This is a genomic window from Paraburkholderia sp. CNPSo 3076 (genome assembly GCF_026343935.1).
GTDB classification, from domain to species: Bacteria; Pseudomonadota; Gammaproteobacteria; order Burkholderiales; family Burkholderiaceae; genus Paraburkholderia; species Paraburkholderia nodosa.
Map to the genome: position 1 here is coordinate 91441 of NZ_JAPMAL010000015.1, position 17741 is coordinate 109181.

Annotated in this window: 18 protein-coding genes; 11 read left to right on the forward strand and 7 right to left on the reverse strand. The window is 59.6% G+C overall.

Features of this window, described 5'->3' with window-relative positions:
* Nucleotides 1-62: 62 nt before the first annotated feature.
* Both M3A49_RS18570 and M3A49_RS18575 read left to right on the forward strand, forming a co-directional pair.
* Nucleotides 63-446, forward strand: a complete 384-nt coding sequence (locus M3A49_RS18570) for a hypothetical protein (protein ID WP_266230090.1) — start codon at nt 63-65, stop codon at nt 444-446.
* Complete coding sequence (locus M3A49_RS18575) at nt 443-733, forward strand: hypothetical protein (RefSeq protein ID WP_266230091.1); 291 nt, start codon at nt 443-445, stop codon at nt 731-733. The genes M3A49_RS18570 and M3A49_RS18575 overlap by 4 nt, the downstream gene beginning before the upstream one ends.
* A 271-nt stretch (nt 734-1004) precedes the next feature.
* Here M3A49_RS18575 and M3A49_RS18580 read toward each other — a convergent pair whose 3' ends face one another.
* Complete coding sequence (locus M3A49_RS18580) at nt 1005-2012, reverse strand: alpha/beta hydrolase (protein WP_266230092.1); 1008 nt, start codon at nt 2010-2012, stop codon at nt 1005-1007.
* 51 nt (nt 2013-2063) lie between these two features.
* Nucleotides 2064-2633, reverse strand: a complete 570-nt coding sequence (locus tag M3A49_RS18585) for a TetR/AcrR family transcriptional regulator (protein WP_266230093.1) — start codon at nt 2631-2633, stop codon at nt 2064-2066.
* A gap of 288 nt (nt 2634-2921) precedes the next feature.
* Between M3A49_RS18585 and M3A49_RS18590 the strand changes: the two genes are divergently transcribed.
* Nucleotides 2922-3902 carry an SIR2 family protein gene (locus M3A49_RS18590; RefSeq protein WP_266230094.1) on the forward strand — a complete coding sequence of 327 codons (981 nt, stop codon included), beginning with the start codon at nt 2922-2924 and terminating at the stop codon, nt 3900-3902.
* 9 nt (nt 3903-3911) lie between these two features.
* Here the strand turns inward: M3A49_RS18590 and M3A49_RS18595 are convergent, their stop codons facing one another.
* Nucleotides 3912-4943: a PIN domain-containing protein gene (locus tag M3A49_RS18595; RefSeq protein ID WP_266230095.1), complete on the reverse strand. Its 1032-nt coding sequence runs from the start codon at nt 4941-4943 to the stop codon at nt 3912-3914.
* A 161-nt stretch (nt 4944-5104) separates the two neighbouring features.
* Entirely contained in the window at nt 5105-5452 is a 348-nt protein-coding gene (locus M3A49_RS18600) for a helix-turn-helix domain-containing protein (RefSeq protein ID WP_266230096.1), read from the reverse strand.
* Between the two features lie 101 nt (nt 5453-5553).
* Here M3A49_RS18600 and M3A49_RS18605 point away from each other — a divergent pair, with 101 nt between their 5' ends.
* The 6 genes from M3A49_RS18605 to M3A49_RS18630 all read left to right on the forward strand — a co-directional run bounded on the left by M3A49_RS18605 (nt 5554) and on the right by M3A49_RS18630 (nt 13377).
* Nucleotides 5554-6219 (forward strand): hypothetical protein, encoded by a 666-nt coding sequence (locus tag M3A49_RS18605; protein WP_266230097.1) that lies wholly within the window; start codon nt 5554-5556, stop codon nt 6217-6219.
* 216 nt (nt 6220-6435) lie between these two features.
* Complete coding sequence (locus M3A49_RS18610; RefSeq protein WP_266230098.1) at nt 6436-8277, forward strand: cell wall anchor protein; 1842 nt, start codon at nt 6436-6438, stop codon at nt 8275-8277.
* A 286-nt stretch (nt 8278-8563) separates the two neighbouring features.
* On the forward strand, nt 8564-8686 hold the full coding sequence (locus tag M3A49_RS18615) for a hypothetical protein (RefSeq protein ID WP_266230099.1): 123 nt from the start codon (nt 8564-8566) through the stop codon (nt 8684-8686).
* Nucleotides 8687-9135: 449 nt separating this feature from the next.
* Entirely contained in the window at nt 9136-11625 is a 2490-nt protein-coding gene (locus M3A49_RS18620) for a hypothetical protein (protein ID WP_266230100.1), read from the forward strand.
* A 147-nt stretch (nt 11626-11772) separates the two neighbouring features.
* A complete protein-coding gene (locus tag M3A49_RS18625) occupies nt 11773-12576 on the forward strand; it encodes a hypothetical protein (RefSeq protein ID WP_266230101.1) in 804 nt (267 codons plus the stop codon).
* 24 nt (nt 12577-12600) lie between these two features.
* On the forward strand, nt 12601-13377 hold the full coding sequence (locus M3A49_RS18630) for an SMODS domain-containing nucleotidyltransferase (protein ID WP_266230102.1): 777 nt from the start codon (nt 12601-12603) through the stop codon (nt 13375-13377).
* A 133-nt stretch (nt 13378-13510) separates the two neighbouring features.
* Here the strand turns inward: M3A49_RS18630 and M3A49_RS18635 are convergent, their stop codons facing one another.
* The 3 genes from M3A49_RS18635 to M3A49_RS18645 form a co-directional block, all read right to left on the reverse strand.
* Complete coding sequence (locus M3A49_RS18635) at nt 13511-14275, reverse strand: hypothetical protein (RefSeq protein WP_266230103.1); 765 nt, start codon at nt 14273-14275, stop codon at nt 13511-13513.
* Between the two features lie 67 nt (nt 14276-14342).
* Entirely contained in the window at nt 14343-14813 is a 471-nt protein-coding gene (locus M3A49_RS18640; RefSeq protein ID WP_266230104.1) for a hypothetical protein, read from the reverse strand.
* Complete coding sequence (locus M3A49_RS18645; protein WP_266230105.1) at nt 14814-16127, reverse strand: nucleotidyltransferase; 1314 nt, start codon at nt 16125-16127, stop codon at nt 14814-14816.
* Between the two features lie 355 nt (nt 16128-16482).
* Between M3A49_RS18645 and M3A49_RS18650 the strand changes: the two genes are divergently transcribed.
* Both M3A49_RS18650 and M3A49_RS18655 read left to right on the forward strand, forming a co-directional pair.
* On the forward strand, nt 16483-16806 hold the full coding sequence (locus M3A49_RS18650; RefSeq protein ID WP_266230106.1) for a helix-turn-helix domain-containing protein: 324 nt from the start codon (nt 16483-16485) through the stop codon (nt 16804-16806).
* Nucleotides 16799-17668, forward strand: a complete 870-nt coding sequence (locus M3A49_RS18655) for an ImmA/IrrE family metallo-endopeptidase (protein ID WP_266230107.1) — start codon at nt 16799-16801, stop codon at nt 17666-17668. The genes M3A49_RS18650 and M3A49_RS18655 overlap by 8 nt, the downstream gene beginning before the upstream one ends.
* The last annotated feature ends 73 nt before the right edge of the window (nt 17669-17741 follow it).

Sequence of the window (17741 nt, forward strand, 5' to 3'; positions counted from 1 at the left end):
CATTTCCCGCGCGCATCCGGCTCGACCGGAGGGGCGTGCACGTCCATTTTCAGGAGACTTCGATGTTCCAAGCTACCCGACTCAAACCGCTGTTCCACCCTGGAAAACTTCTCGTCGCTCCGGCGGCCATCGAAGTATTGCGCTCGAACGGCGTGCCGGTTATCAGCGTTGTGCTCCGCCACATTGCCGGTGACTGGGGCGTTGTGTCCGAAGACGACAAGCGACAGAACGACGTGTCGATCGCCACCGGCCTGCGCCTGATCTCGATCTATCGCCTGCCCGACCAGACACGAGTTCTAGTCATCACGGAGTGGAATCGCGCGCATACGACGATCGAACGGCTCGATGACGTCGTGCTCAGTAGGGACTCACGTCCGACTCAACCGGCGAACCGTCACTATCCTGCCTGGCCGAAGGCCGACTACGTACAGGAGGGCCGCGCATGAGCTACACGAATGGCCCGCGTTTTCCGATGGGGCGACCTGTCATCACTCCCGCAGCTCAGGCCGCGCTCGATGCGGCTGGCATCGAAGGTTTGCTGCTACTCGCTCGGCACATTCACGGTGACTGGGGTGATGTAAGCGTAGAGGATCTTGCCTCGAACGAACTCGCCTTGCTGACAGGAAAGCGATTGCTGTCGAGCTACAACCTGCCGAACGGGACTGGGAAGGTGTGGATCATCACGGAGGCTGATCGCGCAGCTACGACTATCCTGCTTCCCGACGAGTACTGATCGAACACCTAGGTGTTTGGGCGAACCTAGCATGCTGTATTCGACTGGGTTCGACCCTTCAGCGACATCCGCTGTCCTGAACTCGTCGCATCAAAGCGGTCAGTCGGACCTGTAAAGAGCCGCCCGAAGGGGGGGCTCCGGAGGAGGGACACATAGGCAGACGACCGTTTGGTCGATTGAGGGTGAGCGTCCAGCCGTCCCACTTTAACCGGCGATCAGTCGCTCGGATGCTTGATCTCGTCGGTAGCATCACCCGTGTCATAGAACATCCCTAAGACAGATGTTTGTGGAGGAAGGCGGCGACGTTCTTTACCGCATAGTCGATCTGCGCCGGTTGATCGTAATAGTCGAAATGGGTGCCGTCCCCCCACGCCAATTCCTTCACTGCCCCCAGGAGCGAGTAGAACTTCTTGGCCTGCTCAGGGAAGGCGCATCCGCCAGAGTGAACCATGATCGTCGGAACTTCGATGGCCAGCGCCTTGCTCATCGGGTCGAAATCCAACCAGGGCCCGTGCGACATCACGGCGAACTCGTTCTTCCACTCTGGGACGCCGCCGCGCGCCTTGTTGAAGTAGTAGTCGTAGTTTCCCTTCGGGTTGTAATTCAGGGCGCTCGGATCATTCACGCTGTAGGTCGGCACCGTCACCTGCTCTCCGCTCCGCTCGAATCTCAGCTTCGCCTCCGCTCCCGCCGCGCGACGCCGCGCAATTTCCGCCGTGCCGACAAGACGTTCGTTTAACTCGGGGTCTGGCAGGAATGCAGCGATCGTCGCAAATGCCTTGACGCGCGGATCGTCTGCGACAAGGTAAGCGCCGCTTCCGGCCGATGTGCACACGCCGACCATCCCGACAGCCTTCGTATAAGGCAAGGCCGTTAGATACGAGACGGCGGCTTTCAGATCGCTCAACTTGGCGGCGGGAGACTCCAATTGCCGAGGCTGCCCTTCGCTCTCGCCATAGTGACTGTAGTCGATCGCAAGCGCCACGAACCCGTTCTCCGCGAGCTTGCGCCCGTAAGCGCCCGCCATCTGCTCTTTAACTGAACTGAGAGAGCCCGCCACGACGACCGCCGGGTAGCGGCCGCTCTCGTTGAAGTTCTCGGGCTCGAACAGGTTTCCCGCCAGTGTCAAGCCATCTCGCTTGAAACTCACCTTGCGCATCATCATGCTTCCTTCCAAGTTGTGTGGATTCCGTCCGGCCAGCGACGCGCAGCCCGCGACGAGTCCGGCGCCGCCGAGGGCCACGACCGCGAGAAAGTCGCGTCGGGTTGGTTCATTCATCTTCGTTCCTTCTTGAATTGGGTCGAAGAACGGCGGGTCGCTCGTTAGAAATCAGCCCGTCGCGATGGCGCGCCAGAATGCCGAGAAGCCGTCGGCGCAAGCGGTTTTGGCGAGCTTGGGCTCTGCGGCGATCGAATCGATAGTGGCCTCCGCCATCGCAACCATCAGCGCGCCGACGAATGCCGGCGGCTGCTTGCGCAGCGCCCCCAGCGACCTGGCCTTCATCAACAGGCCGCTGACGACCTGGAAGCTTTCCGCGGCCGACGCCCGCGTCGTGGGGGTGATTCGGTCAGAGACTTTGAGCTTCGCCATCGCCTGGCGCTGCGCTGGATGCGCCAGCCCCCAGCTCACGTAGGCGGACCAAAACTGCTCAAGACTTTCGCGCAGATCCTTAGAGCCCGGCAGGTCCGAATAAGCCAGTCGCAGCTGGCCTTTGAGGTCCAGATACAGCTGGTTGGCCAGCTCGTCCTTGCTCTCAAAGTAGATGAAGATGGTCCCCTCGGCCACGCCGGCTGCCTTCGCGATGCGAGCTGTGGAGGCGGACAGTCCCTCCTCCGCGATCAACCGAGTGGCCGCCTCCAGGATCGTTTGGCGCTTGTCTGCACTGAGAGGGCGGGCCATAAAGAACAATGAGTGAGTGAACGCTCATTATAACGAACGGAGGACATTAGTCAACCGACCGATTGCCGACCAATTGCCGACCGATTGCCGACAGGGTGTCGGTCAGGTGCCGGGGAGTCGACAGTCGCCAAGGGCAGCTGATGGCCGAAGGCAGCCGAAGCCGCCCGCCACGAAAATCCGCGACAAGCCAATTTTTCTTTCGTCCGCCCTTCACCGCGTGAATCATCGGCGATTGCGTTCGCGTTGGAACTGCGTCCAGCCGCATGGGTAGAATGAGCGATCTGAATCGTGCGGGGAAAGCGGGTGGCACATCTACTTTTGCTCGGAGCGGGATTCACCCGCAATTGGGACGGCTGGCTTGCCGGCGAACTAGCCGACGACCTGATTAGCCGCCTTGCAGACAACCGGGATCTCTGCAAACGACTCACCGACAATCCGAACTTCGAAGAGGTACTTGGCGACCTGCAACGCGAGTGGCGTCATCACCGGCAAGCGGCGCAACGCGAGCGGCTAAACCTGATGGAGCGCGCGGTCAGGGCATCCTTCGACGACATGAACGCGATGCTCGCGGATCGACCCGGTCTGGAGTTTCAGGGCAACGGCCCGAACTTCATCCAGCGCAGCATCACCAGCTTTCTGGCTCGCTTCGACGCCATCTTCACGCTCAATCAGGATCTGCTCCTCGAGTTGTTTTATGTGCCCCACGATCCACGCATAAGCGTGCAATACCCCGGCATGGCGCTGCCGCCGAACTTCTGGAATCTTCGCCCAGAGGAAAAGCTCGCGGCGGACTGGCGACCGCGACCGGACGCCGAGTACCGTGTGGAACGTCAAGCCCAGCCAGTCTTCAAGCTGCATGGCTCGGTCAACTGGCGCAGCGAGGACGGCAACGACCTGCTCGTGATGGGTGCACGCAAGGTCGAGGCGATTGCAGGCTCGGCGCTTCTCACGCGATACGCCGACGAGTTCCGCGCACGCCTGCGCGAACGCGGCTCGCGTTTAATGACCATCGGCTACGGCTTTGGCGACGAGCACGTCAATCAGGCGATAGTCGACGCTGCTGAGGCCGACGAGACCTTCGGCATGTTCGTGGTCAATCCAAGCGGGCGCAAGGCGCTCCGACCACGCAATGACACCGGCCAGATCCCGCAACCGCGTCGAGCGATCGAGGACGTCCGCTACATTGGCGGGTCGACACGATCGCTACGCACGACCTTCACGAACGACGAACTCGAACGCGCGAAGCTGGTGCGCTTCTTCGACGCTTGATTGAGACCCCTATGTGTCCAGCATGTCCCATTCGTCCCCGAGAATCCATCGCAACGCCGAGAGCTTGCCGTTGATCATTCCCCACTCGAAGTCGTCCCACGGGCCGAGGCTCTCGATGCCGACCTCGTCTTCGGTCCTCTTCGCGGCAGCGAGTGCGCCTTCCCATACGGTATCGAGCGTCTGGTCTGCCCGATACGGGTTCCGGCTATAGTCCTTCTCCGCGACGACATGATGTTTGCCAGTCTCAATCTCGTGGCGAAGATTCCAGTGGCGGTTGTACCAGACCTGCCGGAACAACAGGTGTTCGGCTTCGAGGATCTCTGGTAGCCGCCGCGCTTCCTGCGAGTAGTTGAACTCGAAGTCGTGTTCGACAAGCAGATCGGGGCAGTAGTCCTTCAGGAATTCAACCATCGATATCCAGTAGGATGACTTCGGCGCATCAAACAGGTGCACGAGGTCGGCGTGCGCCTTCCGAAAGTCGCCGTTTGCATCGCTGAAATCTTTCGTGTTGTGAGTGATGAACGCGCATGACGCGTCCTCGATCGCGCCCGAAACCACATCGACGTACATCTCGACGAGGATGGCGTCTCCCACGCTGTTCTTCGCACGGTGATAGGGAGCCTGCTTCGCGAGCGCACGCTCGGTGACGCGCTGCTTGACCGCGTCGCTGGTTGCGAGCGCGGGAGCGCGGCGTAGAAGCCTGTCGATACGTTCGATCGAACCGCCTACCGCGTCGCCGTCAACGCCGATCTGGTGGTCGACCTCGTTCAGTCCCGCCAGCAGGTCGGCTTTGCGGCCGTCGTCACCAAACTGATTCACGGCCTGCATGACCAGCCGGAAATGCGACTGCAGGCCGCGTCGGGCCTCGTCGATGATGCGGGCCTTGTTCCGGTCGAATTCGTCCAGCACCTGCTGCGGCACGATCAGTTCGATATCGTCGTTCTCGACAAGGTCTTCCAGCGCACTTATAACGGGCTGCTCGCGATAGTCCTTCGCGAGATCGAGCCAGACGCACGTATCAACCAGAAGCCGGATAGCCATGCCGCTCCTCTTTTGACGATGGGGAACCGGAGATTCTACGGAACGGTGGGCGTTATGCAGGCGCGTCGGGGCCAGAGGTCGGGCCGCCGTACCGCCGCTGCCCGCGCGCCGCTGAGCGAGCACCTCCGGTCGTACCTGCGTCAGCAACCAGCTCGATCCCCTCAGCGTCGCGCAAGGCGACCAGCCAGACGTTCAACAATCTCGACCACCATCGCCCGGTCATTGCCGCTGAGCTTCGCCAGAAGCTGGCCGACGTACTTCCCCTGATCACTGCTGCGCGTGCTGGCTCCGGTCAGCAGATCTGCGGCGTCACAGCCGAAGATTTCAGCCAGCTCCACCAGCCGGGCAACGGTCGGCATCACCAAGCCGCGCTCCACGCGCGATACCGCCTCATTGCCGATGCCGAGCATCTCCGCGACCTGCTCCTGCGTCAAGCCGCTCTCCAGCCGATGCTTTGCGATCGCCCGGCCAATCAGGCCGGCCAGCTCATCCAGATCAACCTGCGCCATGTGTTCTCCCATTCAACTTGAATGGTTGAGCACACGACCTTTAAAATTAAGGACTTTTTGAGTTGATATTAAACTTTTTAAGATGAATTGTCGTTATCCGCTTGAACGACACCATCACCTTCTTAACCAGAACCTTACAAATCGAAAAGAGGCATCTCCGCATGAAGAACCACCGCTATCCCCGCATTCCTCATCTCGTCGCCCTCACTGCGCTGACCGCCCTGCTTGCCGCATGCGGCAACAGCGCGCCGAGCGAAAGCGATGCGAAGCAAGCCGTTCAAGCCCAACTGGGTGACTGCAAGTACGTCGAGATGTCCGACTTCAATCGAGTCAACGGTACTCAGGGGAGTGACGATCACCACTACCAGGTCGAAGTGAAATACAGCCTGACGCTCGAAGCTGACGGCGATCAGAAGAACAAGCTGGAAGACTGGGCAAAGAAAACGTCTGAGCGCCAGGATTTGCTCAAGCAGGAAATGCAGATCCGCAAGGATGACGCCGACAGCGGTAAAAGCGCGGCTGACGATTCGGATCTGAAAGACGATGAGCAGAAACAGGCGGCGATATATCAGGAGCTGATCACCAGCTACGGCCCGCGCACGTTCCGATCCGAGTTCGACCAGGCCTGTCCGAACTTCCCAGGCGATGCCGCCCGGGACCTGTTTACCAAGGTCGATGGCCCGGGCTTCAGCGGTAAAAACACGCTCCAGTTCCACTACACGCTGGACATGGCCAAAACCGACAACGGCTGGCAGTTCGATCGCTAACTCCATCGCAACTTCAGGGCCGCCCATGATCCGGCGACCCTTCCTCAGCACGACTCAACCAATAAGGACCATAGAAGAATGAAAATTCGATCCATTACGGGGATTGCACAGCTCGCATTGGGCGCTTCATTGGCATTTTCGCTTGCAGCATGCGGCGGGGGCGGGGGCTCCAGCGCATCAACGTCCAACCAGCCGGTCACTGCCGCCGCGACGTCGATGACCGGCACCGTCGCCATCGGTACCGCGCTGACTGGCGCGACGGTCACCGTGACGGGTGCGAACGGCAAGACGGTTTCGGCTACGTCGGGTGCCAATGGTGCCTACAGCGTTTCTTTGACCGGACTGAGCGCGCCGCTCCTGATCACCGCCGCCGATCCGTCCGGTGTGTCGGGCACGCTGTATTCGGTGGTCGCTAACGTCAACACGGCCAATGGTGCGCCGGTCAATGCGAACGTGACACCGCTGACGACGGCCGTCGCCGCGCTCATGACTCAGTCTGGTAATCCGGCGGATCTGGCGAGTAACGCATCGGCAATCACGTCTTCTGCTATTACCACGGCGGAAACCACCCTCGATGCCGCGATCGCACCGATCCTGTCGGCCAACAGCGTTCCGGCCTCGTTCGATCCCATCGCCACGACCTTCGCTCCGAACCAGACCGGCGCTGATGCCGTGATCGATTCCATCGCCGTCACGCCGTCAGCCTCGGGCGCTGGGCTGCAGATCACAAGTCTTGCCAATCCCAATACGGCAATCCAGCTCAACTCGAGCACGAGAGTATCCACCGCGCTTACGGCTCCCGCCCAGGCCGCGAACTACCTCGCCAGCCTGCAGGCTTCACTCTCCGCCTGCATGTCGAACGTTCAGGGGGGCGCAACCGACACCTCGGACAGCAATTGCACGTCAGCGATCGATGCCAATTACCTGAACAACGGCGTTGGCACGGGCGTCGCCGGCTTCGCCAAGCGTCACACGCTCTTCACCAAAGGCACCGTGCTGACTGGCATCAAGACGGTCGCATTCATCCCGACTGGTACGCTCGCCGGTATCAGCAATCCAGCCGCGCTCGTCTATCTGCTGATGACCGATCCGGATGGCACGCCCGACTTCGGCATGGATTACGTGCAGCTGTTGCCTAACGGCCAATGGGACATCATTGGCAACCAGTTGCAGGACAGCGCCTACATCGCGTCGTTCCTCGGCCGCGTTCAGTACACGGATTCGGCGGATGCCGTCAACGCACACTACGAGTCGGGCCTCGACATCCAGATTCCATCTTCGGTGAAGGTCAACGGTACGGCCACGGGCGTCGGCTCTGCCGTGGTGACTGGACCGGGCCTCCCTGCCAATGGCCTGTGGTTCCAGACCGCTGGTAACGGCACAGGTGCTGGTTATCTCGAAATTCCGACAGGTACCCTCACCGCACCGCTCACAAGTGTTGGCAATCGCGTCAACGGTGGCATGTCCACGACCTACAAGTGGGCGTGGGCACCGATCTCGGGTGGCACGACGTCGTTCTCGCCCAACGGTCTGCCGGAATATGCGTCGTCGTCGCAAAACGTCTCGACGATCTCGAGCTTCGGCGTCTACACGGTCACGCTGTACGACACGACCGGCACCGAGATTCGCTCGGAACAGATCCAGAACATCGCGCGCAACTATGCGGCGGCAGCAGGCGGTACGGTGGCGTGGCAGACACTCGGCAACGACGTAGTCGCGAATTACCTGACGCCGGGTGGTTCCGGTACGCAAAGTGCGCCGGGCACGTTGGCCTCGCTCGATTGGACGACCCCAACCAGTTCGTTCTATCCGAACTTCTGGGCGTCGATCAATTCGATTGGCGTTGCCCAAGCCAGCATCCCGGCCACGACCTACGACGCGACAGTATGGGGGGCGAGTACGGGCAACACCCCGTCGCCGTTTGCGTTCAATACGTCGTTCACCGATGTGCTGACATCGACTGCAACTATGACGGCAGAGCAAGCCGTTCAGGTGCAGCTTGGCTGGCAGGCAGGCGGCGAGTATTACGTCAACACCTGGCAGTACGGCAATCCGTAACGCAATCAAGGGGGTGCGCTTGCTCGGCGCCCTTTCCGTGGGAGGAGCCAATCAAGCGAACTGGCTCCTCTTACTCACGTGCACTCTTCAAAAAAACCGTCACCGTCAAAATCAAACTTGCAGCGACACTTTTGGTTGCGATAATCGGGGGCGAACAACTCGGATGCGTCACGGGCACATGGGCACCGACAATTACTGACCGGTGCATCAAATATTGCATCATGCGTTAGAGAGGCATGAAGACGAAAACTGATGCCGAACACTGGACCAAGCCAAGCAGGCGCACATGAGGAAGATGGTGGTGCAGGCGGTGCCCGGCGGCATGACGCGCGTCGAGGCGGCGCGAACGCATGGCGTGAGCGTGCGCGTGATTGGCTATTGGATGAAACGGCCCGCGAAGAAGGCGTGAGGGCGCTGCGTGGCCGCCGACCGGGAAGGGCGGAGCACGTTGCAAGACATCAAATTGCACGTGGCAACCACCGGGCCCCAGGGGTATCGCGGGAGCCTCTTTTTTTTGCTCGTAATGACGGGCACCAGTCCCTACCGGTAACTTGGAATGTCGAGACAGCTCCGTTCCGGAGCAGACGTTCAATGACCGAGCGGTGTAGTCGCCTCGATTTCACCGATCAATCCAGCGCACCTAGCCCGCAAGCGCCGAGGGATGATACCGTGCACAAGGCACAGTACGCGTCCGATTCCCTGCTGACCGCCATTGCGTGCCAGTGCCTGCCGCTACGACCTCTCCCGCCGCTCATCGACGCGACCGGTGCATAATCGGTATCATCACTGCCTGTATTCAGTGCAAGCTCCACGAGCTTACATAAGGCTCGCTCGACGTAAGTGAATTGCCCCAGAACAATGCGTAACTTATTCGAAACCCAACAGGCGGTTGCAGAGCAGCTGACATCCAGCTCGGAGAAATTCAATTATCTCTGCTCGGTCCTTCGCTCGCTATTTCAGGTGGCGGCAGTGACGGCGCTCGAGATCATCCGGGAGCTGACGCCCGACGCCGTGGACAACGCCGCGCTGGGCGCTTTTGCGAAGCGCTTCAATCAACCCACGGACGGCCTGCCCGTCGAGATCCTCGACGTCGCGACGCCGGCGATCCGGAGCTATGTCGCCCGCGCGTACCACACTGGTTGGTTCGAGCGCGACCCGGCCTACGGCAACACCCTCGCAGCCGAGGCGTTGGCATGGGTCACCTTCCGCAACAAGAAGCCCGCCCATGGCGTGCTGAGCAAGGCCGACATCGATGAGTGGGCACCCAAGCTCTCGGTCCTGCTGCGCCGCAGCTTGAATTGCTTCGGCGAAACGCTGCCGCGCGTCATCGATGCCAACGCCCTCAAGGCCGACATCGGTTCGTCGGAACTGCTGGTAAAGACGCCCCTACTTCGCGGGGGATCGCCCGTAGTGATTTCGGGCGTTGAAACCCGCAAAGGCATATGGAAGCTCGAAGGCCAGACGCTCGCCTGGGACAAGTCGGACTCGTTCACGGTCGATTTGCCCGAAGGTTCGGTCTTCGAGGAGCTTGAGTCGAACTTCCCCAGCAAGTTCAACGTCATCGAACTAGACTTCGGGGGCGGCAGGCACTCGGTCTTTAGCAACGTTCCGGTGCGGCAAACCAGCATTTTTGAGGGCCGGTCCAAAGAGCTGAGCACACTGACCGAATGGATCAATGAGCCAGAGGAATCCAGGTTTTGCCTCATCTTCGGCGACGGGGGCATTGGCAAGACCACATTGGCGCTCGAATTCCTGAACCGCATCCTGGACGGCGATGAAGTCCTGACGGCGAAGCCACCTAGCGTCATCAGCTACTACTCGGCGAAGATGACGCGTTGGACCGATCAGGGCGTGATCCACCTGCGCGGTATCTCCGATGCGATGGAAGACTGCGTTCGGGAACTGCTGTTCTGCCTCTACCCGGTGCTGGCCAAGGATTACTACAAGCTCACGGGGGTAGCGCTGGTTGACCGCGTGGCGGCTGAGTTTGCCGAGCAGGGCTTCAAGCGGGATGACATCCTCCTGGTGCTGGACAACACGGAAACACTGGCAACGTCGCAGGGCGAGGTGGACGACTTCGGCGCTTTTCTAAAGCAGATTGGCAGGCGCCTTGGTCGCGTCCTCATTACGTCAAGGCGAAGGGAATTCGTCGCGTTCGAGCCGCTCCAGATCAGTTCCCTATCAGACGGCGAATGCACGTCACTAATGCGGCGGTTGGCCGACGAATACAACGCCACGGCAATCAAGCAAGCTGGCGAGGCCACTCTGCGTCGTGCGGCAAATCAACTTGCCAACAAGCCGCTGCTCGTCGACACGCTCGTGAAGTATCTGGCTAGATCGCCTGTCGGCATCAACCAAGCGATCGAACAGGTATTCAGGAAAACCAATGATCAACTATTGGAATTTCTATATGACGATGCTTGGCTACGCATCAACGAACTCCAGCAGAACGTCTTTCTGGTCCTCGTGTCCGCGGCAGTTCCCCTCGACAGCCTTTGCGTCGCCGACGCCTGTGCGCTGGTGGGTATTCAGCACGTCGAGTTCCAAAAGGGACTAGATGAGACCTACTTCGCTATGGTCACCGACTATGGGGACCGCTACGACCTGCAGATCGTCGAGCTCGCGGGTCGGTTTTTCCAAAAGCATCTGCAAAAACGCGGCGATGGCGATCGCCGTCGAATCAAGGACTTCGCGCGCAAGGTGGATTCGCAGGCGACGCGGCGATACCGCGTTGACCAGACCTATCGGCAAGACCGGGTCGCGGAGGCATTCCGCAGCCAATTTGCCAAGGCCGCGAAGATTGCGACCGAGCAAGGCGACCTGAGAGCAGCCGAAGAGAACTTCAAGCTGGCGATTGAGGAGGAGCCGATGAATGCAGCGCTTCACGATCGGTTCGCTTGGTTCCTGTTGAACCGGTGCCAGAGGCCGGAGGATGCGCGGCAGCTCGCAGAGCAGGCGGTCAAACTTGACTCGCACAACGCGGATGCGTCATTGACGCTGGCGCTGTGCTGGTACCGGCTCGGCGAGCTTTCAAAGGGTGACGACTCAATCGAAGCGGCGCGAAAGAAGGGTAAGCCGCAGTCGCTATGTCTGCTGCGTATGGCCATCGCTAGGTATCACGCAGTGAAGAAGTCACCCTACGGCAAGGATGCGACGGAGCGGCTGAAGGAAGGCGCTTTCTTTGTCGGCCAGGCGATCAAGTTGATGGACACCAACGACAGCTTCATCGCGAAGAACATGCGCGAAGCGCGCAGGTACGAGGACCTCTTCCTAGACCTTCAGTCCAAGATCAGGTCGCGGGAGGTCGTAGCGGACAACGGGGGCACCATAGCAGCGGCAGCGCGGTGAACCCGAGCTCGCACGAATTCGCTATTCACTACTCAGCTATCTGCGGCAACATTCTGGGATCAATTTGGCATAATCGTAACGATGCTCAGGTTATCGAAGATGAACTCCGCGCAATTCATCGCTCGCCGACACAGATAAAAAAACGCAATGAAATACAAAGTCTTCGATTGGCGAGCCCGTCGGAGTTGGCTGGCAAGCATCGAGCACTACGCCGATGATCTTCTGGGACCATCGATCCGGAACCGGATCGCGCAGGATAGACCGAAATGCTGGTCCGACGACATGTCGTGGTTGCCGGATTCCGAAGACGTCGTCCCCGAATTCATTTCGCGGTTTACGGCCTATTACGGCTACTTCAAAGGCTTTCATGGCTGTCGCCCCCGGACCTTATCCAGCTACTACGAGCAGGGCCTGGTGGGTCAAAACAGTGCGGAACTGTTTGCGACTTTCCGCGAGATTTTTTCCGATGTTCCTCGGGACAAGATTGACCGCGTCGAAGAGCAGTTTTCGGATCGCGGTCTCCGGGAGCGGGGTGCAATCTGGTTTGTCGGCGACGATGCTTCGTTGATCGAAGACTGTGGACACTATGCCATTCAGGGTAGTGAGTTCCTGATGGCGCTGGCCGCAGCACTATGCGATCCAGACGCTGGCGAAGACTACCGATTCCGCCTTCGCCGACATGGGGTTCCGACGATCCTGGAAGTAGACATGCCTGCATCGTTCGTTCCGTCCGAACAGCGGAATGAGGTTGCGAGGATGGTGTTGTCCGCATGGGGACAATCGGTAGCCCGTCGTCCATTGGGTCTCGGAGAAGAGCCATGTTACGTCGTCCGCCGAGATATCCCTCCCGATTGCATCAAGTCGCATTATCATCCGCAACGCATTCGCGATCCTCATCAGGGCTTTCGAACCTACCAGAACCCTGCAGCGACCTGCGACGTGTGTGGATAGCAGCAAGTCGAAGAGGACGACAGAATGTCGGTATTGAGCTTTCTGACGAGTACAGCCACCAACGCGATACTCGCGCCGATCGAACAGGCGTCGATTGACGTCTCGATTGCCAGCCTGCAGTCCCGGATGGCGCAGCATTTTGCGCCCGGGATGATCAAGCAGCACTTTCGCTTCGGATCGTCAACACGGGGCACCATCTTGCCGCGCGCGATGGACGAGCAATCGGATATCGACTACATGATCGTTTTCAATGACGGCAATGCCACACCACAGACGTACCTCAGCCGCCTGAGAACCTTTGTCGAAAAACGGTACCGCTCGTCGGAAATTTACCAATCCAACCCAACCATCGTTCTCGAACTGAATCACATCAAGTTCGACCTTGTGCCCGCGACGACGGCCTGGCTCAGTGGACTGCGAATTCCGAGCGGCCCGGACCGCTGGATAAGCACAGCCCCCAACGATTTCAACGGCGTACTCGAAGCGAAGAACAAGGCAAACAAGTCGCTGATCAAGCCGACCATCCGTTTATTCAAGTACTGGAACGCGGCCAGCGGGTACCCGTTCGAGTCTTTTGCAATAGAGAAATGGGTGTGTGATCTGAGCTTTTGGTGGCAATCCAACCAGAGGGATTACTTCTTTGATGCTGTCGAGAGCCTCAGCACCAGTCGGTCGCAATCGCAAAGAGTGAATGACGAAATCAGCCGTGCAAAGAAGATCATCGCCAACGTCAGACAGTTTGAGAAAAGTGACATGCAGGTGAAGGCAGAGACCGAAATCAGGAAGCTATTCCGACTCTGATCTGTCCGGCAGCCACTGGAACAAAGCGTATGCTCGAAGCGTGACCACGGTTCCCCCTCGTTGCGCCGCGCGCCCCGTCGATCATCACGATACGAGCGTTCGCCAGCCGCGACTCGCTCTCCGGATCGCGCCTTCAAAGCTTGAGGAGCACCTTGATGGAGGTCCACTCCTTCGAAATCAACGGGTTCAATTTATCGAACGTCCCTGACGAAAGCGTGATGCCAGCCGTGGATTTCGCCGCTTCATACGACGTCAACGAATCGAGAGCCATCGCCGCAAACGTCGAGGCAGCGGGGCGAGACTGAAACAGTCGGTACACGTCGTCGTATGTCTTCTCGAATCGCATCCTCAACCACTCGAGTCGCAGCCAGCGGGATACCAACTGCTCGCTGAAGATCACCTGCGACGCCGCCAGAATCACCCCGAGATCGGACTGGCGGTTAATTACACAGATGAGCCAGAGCACTGCATATATGAGAAGCTTGATGCGCTCGACCCGCGCCATCGACAAAGCGATAGTCTTGCTGAAGAGGCTATTCTCGAGCAACTGCGCCGCTAACTTCCTGTTCGGATCGCGTGCATCGTTATTGTAGTAGCCGTCCGTCACTTCATGACTAAGACTGACGCTGAACGCACGACCGAAGAAGTCCTGGCGACGTTTGTCTTCTGCCCGGGGTGTTAGATACAACCGGGAAATCTGACCGAGGACAAACAAGGCAATGGCATCAATCAGAAAACCAACCTGAACCCAATCGTAGATCCTCGGGTACGCGCTCTTGTCGAGCAGTAACGAGGCAACCGACAAGGCCGCACCGCAGTAAAACAACCAGTCCGTCGCGGTATCGGCAAGCTCGACGTCATCGAAGTAGCGTTTTCGTATCGGATCTACGTTGGACATTTTTGTTTAAGGTAAAGCGTTCAATAACACCGGCAAGTCATGTCAAGCTATGCCCGCCTGGAGCGTCTCATGCGGCCGTTCGTCCGATGCCATACCGTCGACGAGGAGCCGACGGTGGATGCTCACCGCCGCCCGTCCATTTTCCCGTCGCCAGCCATTCCTCGAAATACCCCAGCCACTCGACGGCCCACGGAATGTACGTCTCCGACAACTTCATGCCCGTAGACCATTCACGCGCCTTCGGCCACCACAGGCAGAGTTTCGTGCCCAGCCCGTCGTGCAAGTAGGTATGCGGCGGGCGCTTGCCGTTTGCGAGAGCATTCAGGTCGGGCTCCAGTACCAACAGATCCGGCACCTTGCGTCCGGCCTTCAGCCGAAGAAGGCATCGGTATCTGCGCGCATACGGTCCGGGGCAGACAACGAACACGAAGCGCAGCTCCTTGCCGGAACACAAGGTAAATGAACTGTCTGCCAGTTGCAACGACGCGAGATCCAGCGCCCGTGCGGCAAGACGCGGTGGTGGCGGGACGCGGCGCATTCAGTCACCGTAGAAGGTGTGCGGCTTCGATCTGGCGATGACGGAAGATGGGGCCGCGCCGCCGCCCATGATGGCCACGCGCCCTGCTTTCCGGCCCGCTTCCCGTCGCACCCGATCATCCTTGAGAATCTCCGCCTCCGCGCGCTCCCCGAAAACAGCGAGCACGATGCGAACGACGGCATCCAGGCCAGCGTTTGCTTCAATCGCGTCAACGAGCTTGCGCAGGTCCCGACAGATCCGGGCATGCCACTCGTCAAATGCCCCCTGGCGCTCACGTGTATTCATGCTGCTCGCGAGGTTGTCGTAAGGTGACGACGGGTTCTGGAGGTACCAGACTTCCCGGCCACCGAAATCGCGTTCCCGCGTGAAGTACCGCGGCATCGCCTCGACGATATCAAGCAGAAGATCGAGCGGCGTGGAATGGGGTTTCGAAGCCAGATCGACGTACGCCGCCGCTGCGAGCGTAGTGATGAACACGGACGAGGGAGCAAAATCCTCGTGACTGCTCGCCTTCCCGAACGCTACGTTCCGATGCAGTTTGAGCAGCTGGACGAGGCGGCTCAGCAATCGCTCGAAAACCTCGTCGGCCTTCGGAAGGGGGGAAATGGACTTGCGAACGGAGTCGGCCGCGAATGTCAGATGCTCGACGGCAGTGAAGACCGGCGCAATCGCTGCTGCACGCGCAAAGCTGCGGGTCAACCCGCGCGGATTCGTGGGTTCGTACGTCCGCAACTGGCGATCTGGGACACGGCCATGCGTGTCGCCGTACGGCGCCCAGGATAGCGGATCGTCGACAACCGGCGTGATGTCCGCGAACATGCCGCTTGCATATTCAAGCGTGACGCACCGTTCCCAGCGCTTGATCTTCAGACTGTGTGCGCTCGCATATCGTGAAAGGACGGCATGCAGGTGGTTGATCAACAACCCGGGACCACCGTCGCCGCCGTATCTCAACATGGCACGCTGATCAAGCCGGGCGACGAGATCAATGTCGAAGCCCTCACGCGATTCATCCGACGGTCTGAGCAACGTCCCCAGCGCCCTCGAGCCATGGCCATGAATGTTCGTCGTCAGACCGGCGAACTCGTCACTCTCGGCAAGATACTCCGCAGTGCTGATGTAGGAGGACTCGAGCGCCAAAAGTTGCGTCGCCGTGGGCTCGTGCGAGCGCGCGATCGTATCGGCAAGGTGAAAAAACTGCGTCGCGGCACGATGCGAAAAGGTAGGCCGCCGCTGCGGCACCTGCGACTTCGCTCCGCGACCTTCTTCCCTGCCGCCGCCCAAAGGGCTAATAGTCAGTGCTGGTGTACTCATTGCGCCGTCCTCCCGCTCTCGAATTAGCGCTTATGTTTCGCGGGATCGACCAGGGTGTAGGTCTGATGACGCCCGGGAGTAGGCGGCAGCGGACGGCCCCTCACCCCAGTCACTTCGGTGCGAGTCACGTTATTGCGGTACAGCCCGGAGGACGGCGCCGGCGTCCCCGGTTTCAGTGCTTTCGGCATGATGCTCTCCTTCCGCTCAAGAGCTTCGCGCCGAATCCGACCACCGGACACGCACGCGAAAAGGCGTTCGGTCTTCTTGCCTTTTCGGTTCGGAAGTCCGACAATGAAAATACTGGACTTCCGAATGCGCGAAGTCAAGTACTTTTTTTATCGAAATTCCGAACATCATGCCAACTCTAGGCGAAAAGATCCGCACGCTGCGGAAACGGCGAGGGCTCACGCTCGATCAGCTGGCCCTTCAGGTTAGCGCGTCCAAGTCATCGATCTGGGAGCTGGAGAATAAGGAAAAGGCACGCCCGTCGGCCGACAGGATCGCTGCCATCGCGCAAGCCCTCGGTGTCACCTCCACGTATCTGCTGGACGACACGCAGACCGAGCCTTCCAGGAAGGTTGCCGACGAGGCGTTCTTCCGAAAGTATGAACTGCTAGACGAGCCCGTTAAACGGCAGCTCCAGGACATCCTCGAAGTTCTCGACCGAAAACGTGACTGATCAGCTTCTGTCGCCGCAGCGCGAAGCAATGAAGCTGGTGCAGCTCTGGCGGGCTGTACATGGCTCGGCGTTTCCCATCCGGGCCGGCGAACTTGCCGTTGAATGGTCGCGGCAGGTGTCGCCAGATCGACCTATCGGCGAAGTTCTAGCCCAGGATCTCGACGGCTTCGAGGGCGGACTGTTCTGGCTGCCCAAAAGGAAAGAATGGGTGATCCTGCACGCCCCTAACGAAGACGCCCCCGGGCGGGCGAACTTCACGATCGGCCATGAGTTCGGCCATTACGTGCTGCATCGCACGCGCGAGGATGCGTTCCGGTGCTCCCAGAGCGCGACGCTTGGACTGGCGGCAAAGGCCATCGAACGAGAGGCCGATCTGTTCGCCTCGTATCTGCTCATGCCGATCGACGATTTTCGAGAACAGGTAAAGGGAAAGCACATCACCCTTGACGTTCTCGGCGAATGTGCCGCCCGATACGGCGTTTCTTTGACGGCGGCCATTCTGAAGTGGATCGACTTCACCGAGCACTCCGCGATCATCGTTTTCGCTCGCGAAGGCATGCTTCACTGGTGGAAAGGCAGCACGAGCGCGAAGCGGTTCGGCTTCAGCCATCTTCACGAAGGCATGGAGCTGCCCATGCAATCGCTGGTTATGCAGCCGCGCTCGGGGACTTTTGACGTCGACTCCCGTGACGGAATTGAGCATGATTGCGGAATCTGGTTTCCCGATGCAAGAACTCGCGAGATGGTCGTGGTTTCAGATCGTTACGACATGAGCATTTCCCTGCTGATGCTCGATGGCGCGACGTGGGATGCAGGTGACGATGAACTGCTGGCCCCACTCACGGGAACACCCGGCTTCTGAGCGGTGCCTTCGCTACCGTCAGCAATGCCATGATGACCATCCCCGCGACCATCTCATCGTACCGGCATTTCAT

Excerpts from the sequence above, each read along its gene's own strand:
- M3A49_RS18570 (WP_266230090.1), top strand. The coding sequence starts at position 63 with ATGTTCCAAGCTACCCGACTCAAACCGCTGTTCCACCCTGGAAAACTT.
- M3A49_RS18575 (WP_266230091.1), top strand. The coding sequence starts at position 443 with ATGAGCTACACGAATGGCCCGCGTTTTCCGATGGGGCGACCTGTCATC.
- M3A49_RS18580 (WP_266230092.1), bottom strand. The coding sequence starts at position 2,012 with ATGAATGAACCAACCCGACGCGACTTTCTCGCGGTCGTGGCCCTCGGC.
- M3A49_RS18585 (WP_266230093.1), bottom strand. The coding sequence starts at position 2,633 with ATGGCCCGCCCTCTCAGTGCAGACAAGCGCCAAACGATCCTGGAGGCG.
- M3A49_RS18595 (WP_266230095.1), bottom strand. The coding sequence starts at position 4,943 with ATGGCTATCCGGCTTCTGGTTGATACGTGCGTCTGGCTCGATCTCGCG.
- M3A49_RS18600 (WP_266230096.1), bottom strand. The coding sequence starts at position 5,452 with ATGGCGCAGGTTGATCTGGATGAGCTGGCCGGCCTGATTGGCCGGGCG.
- M3A49_RS18610 (WP_266230098.1), top strand. The coding sequence starts at position 6,436 with ATGACCGGCACCGTCGCCATCGGTACCGCGCTGACTGGCGCGACGGTC.
- M3A49_RS18615 (WP_266230099.1), top strand. The coding sequence starts at position 8,564 with ATGAGGAAGATGGTGGTGCAGGCGGTGCCCGGCGGCATGACGCGCGTC.
- M3A49_RS18620 (WP_266230100.1), top strand. The coding sequence starts at position 9,136 with ATGCGTAACTTATTCGAAACCCAACAGGCGGTTGCAGAGCAGCTGACA.
- M3A49_RS18625 (WP_266230101.1), top strand. The coding sequence starts at position 11,773 with ATGAAATACAAAGTCTTCGATTGGCGAGCCCGTCGGAGTTGGCTGGCA.
- M3A49_RS18630 (WP_266230102.1), top strand. The coding sequence starts at position 12,601 with ATGTCGGTATTGAGCTTTCTGACGAGTACAGCCACCAACGCGATACTC.
- M3A49_RS18635 (WP_266230103.1), bottom strand. The coding sequence starts at position 14,275 with ATGTCCAACGTAGATCCGATACGAAAACGCTACTTCGATGACGTCGAG.
- M3A49_RS18640 (WP_266230104.1), bottom strand. The coding sequence starts at position 14,813 with ATGCGCCGCGTCCCGCCACCACCGCGTCTTGCCGCACGGGCGCTGGAT.
- M3A49_RS18645 (WP_266230105.1), bottom strand. The coding sequence starts at position 16,127 with ATGAGTACACCAGCACTGACTATTAGCCCTTTGGGCGGCGGCAGGGAA.
- M3A49_RS18650 (WP_266230106.1), top strand. The coding sequence starts at position 16,483 with ATGCCAACTCTAGGCGAAAAGATCCGCACGCTGCGGAAACGGCGAGGG.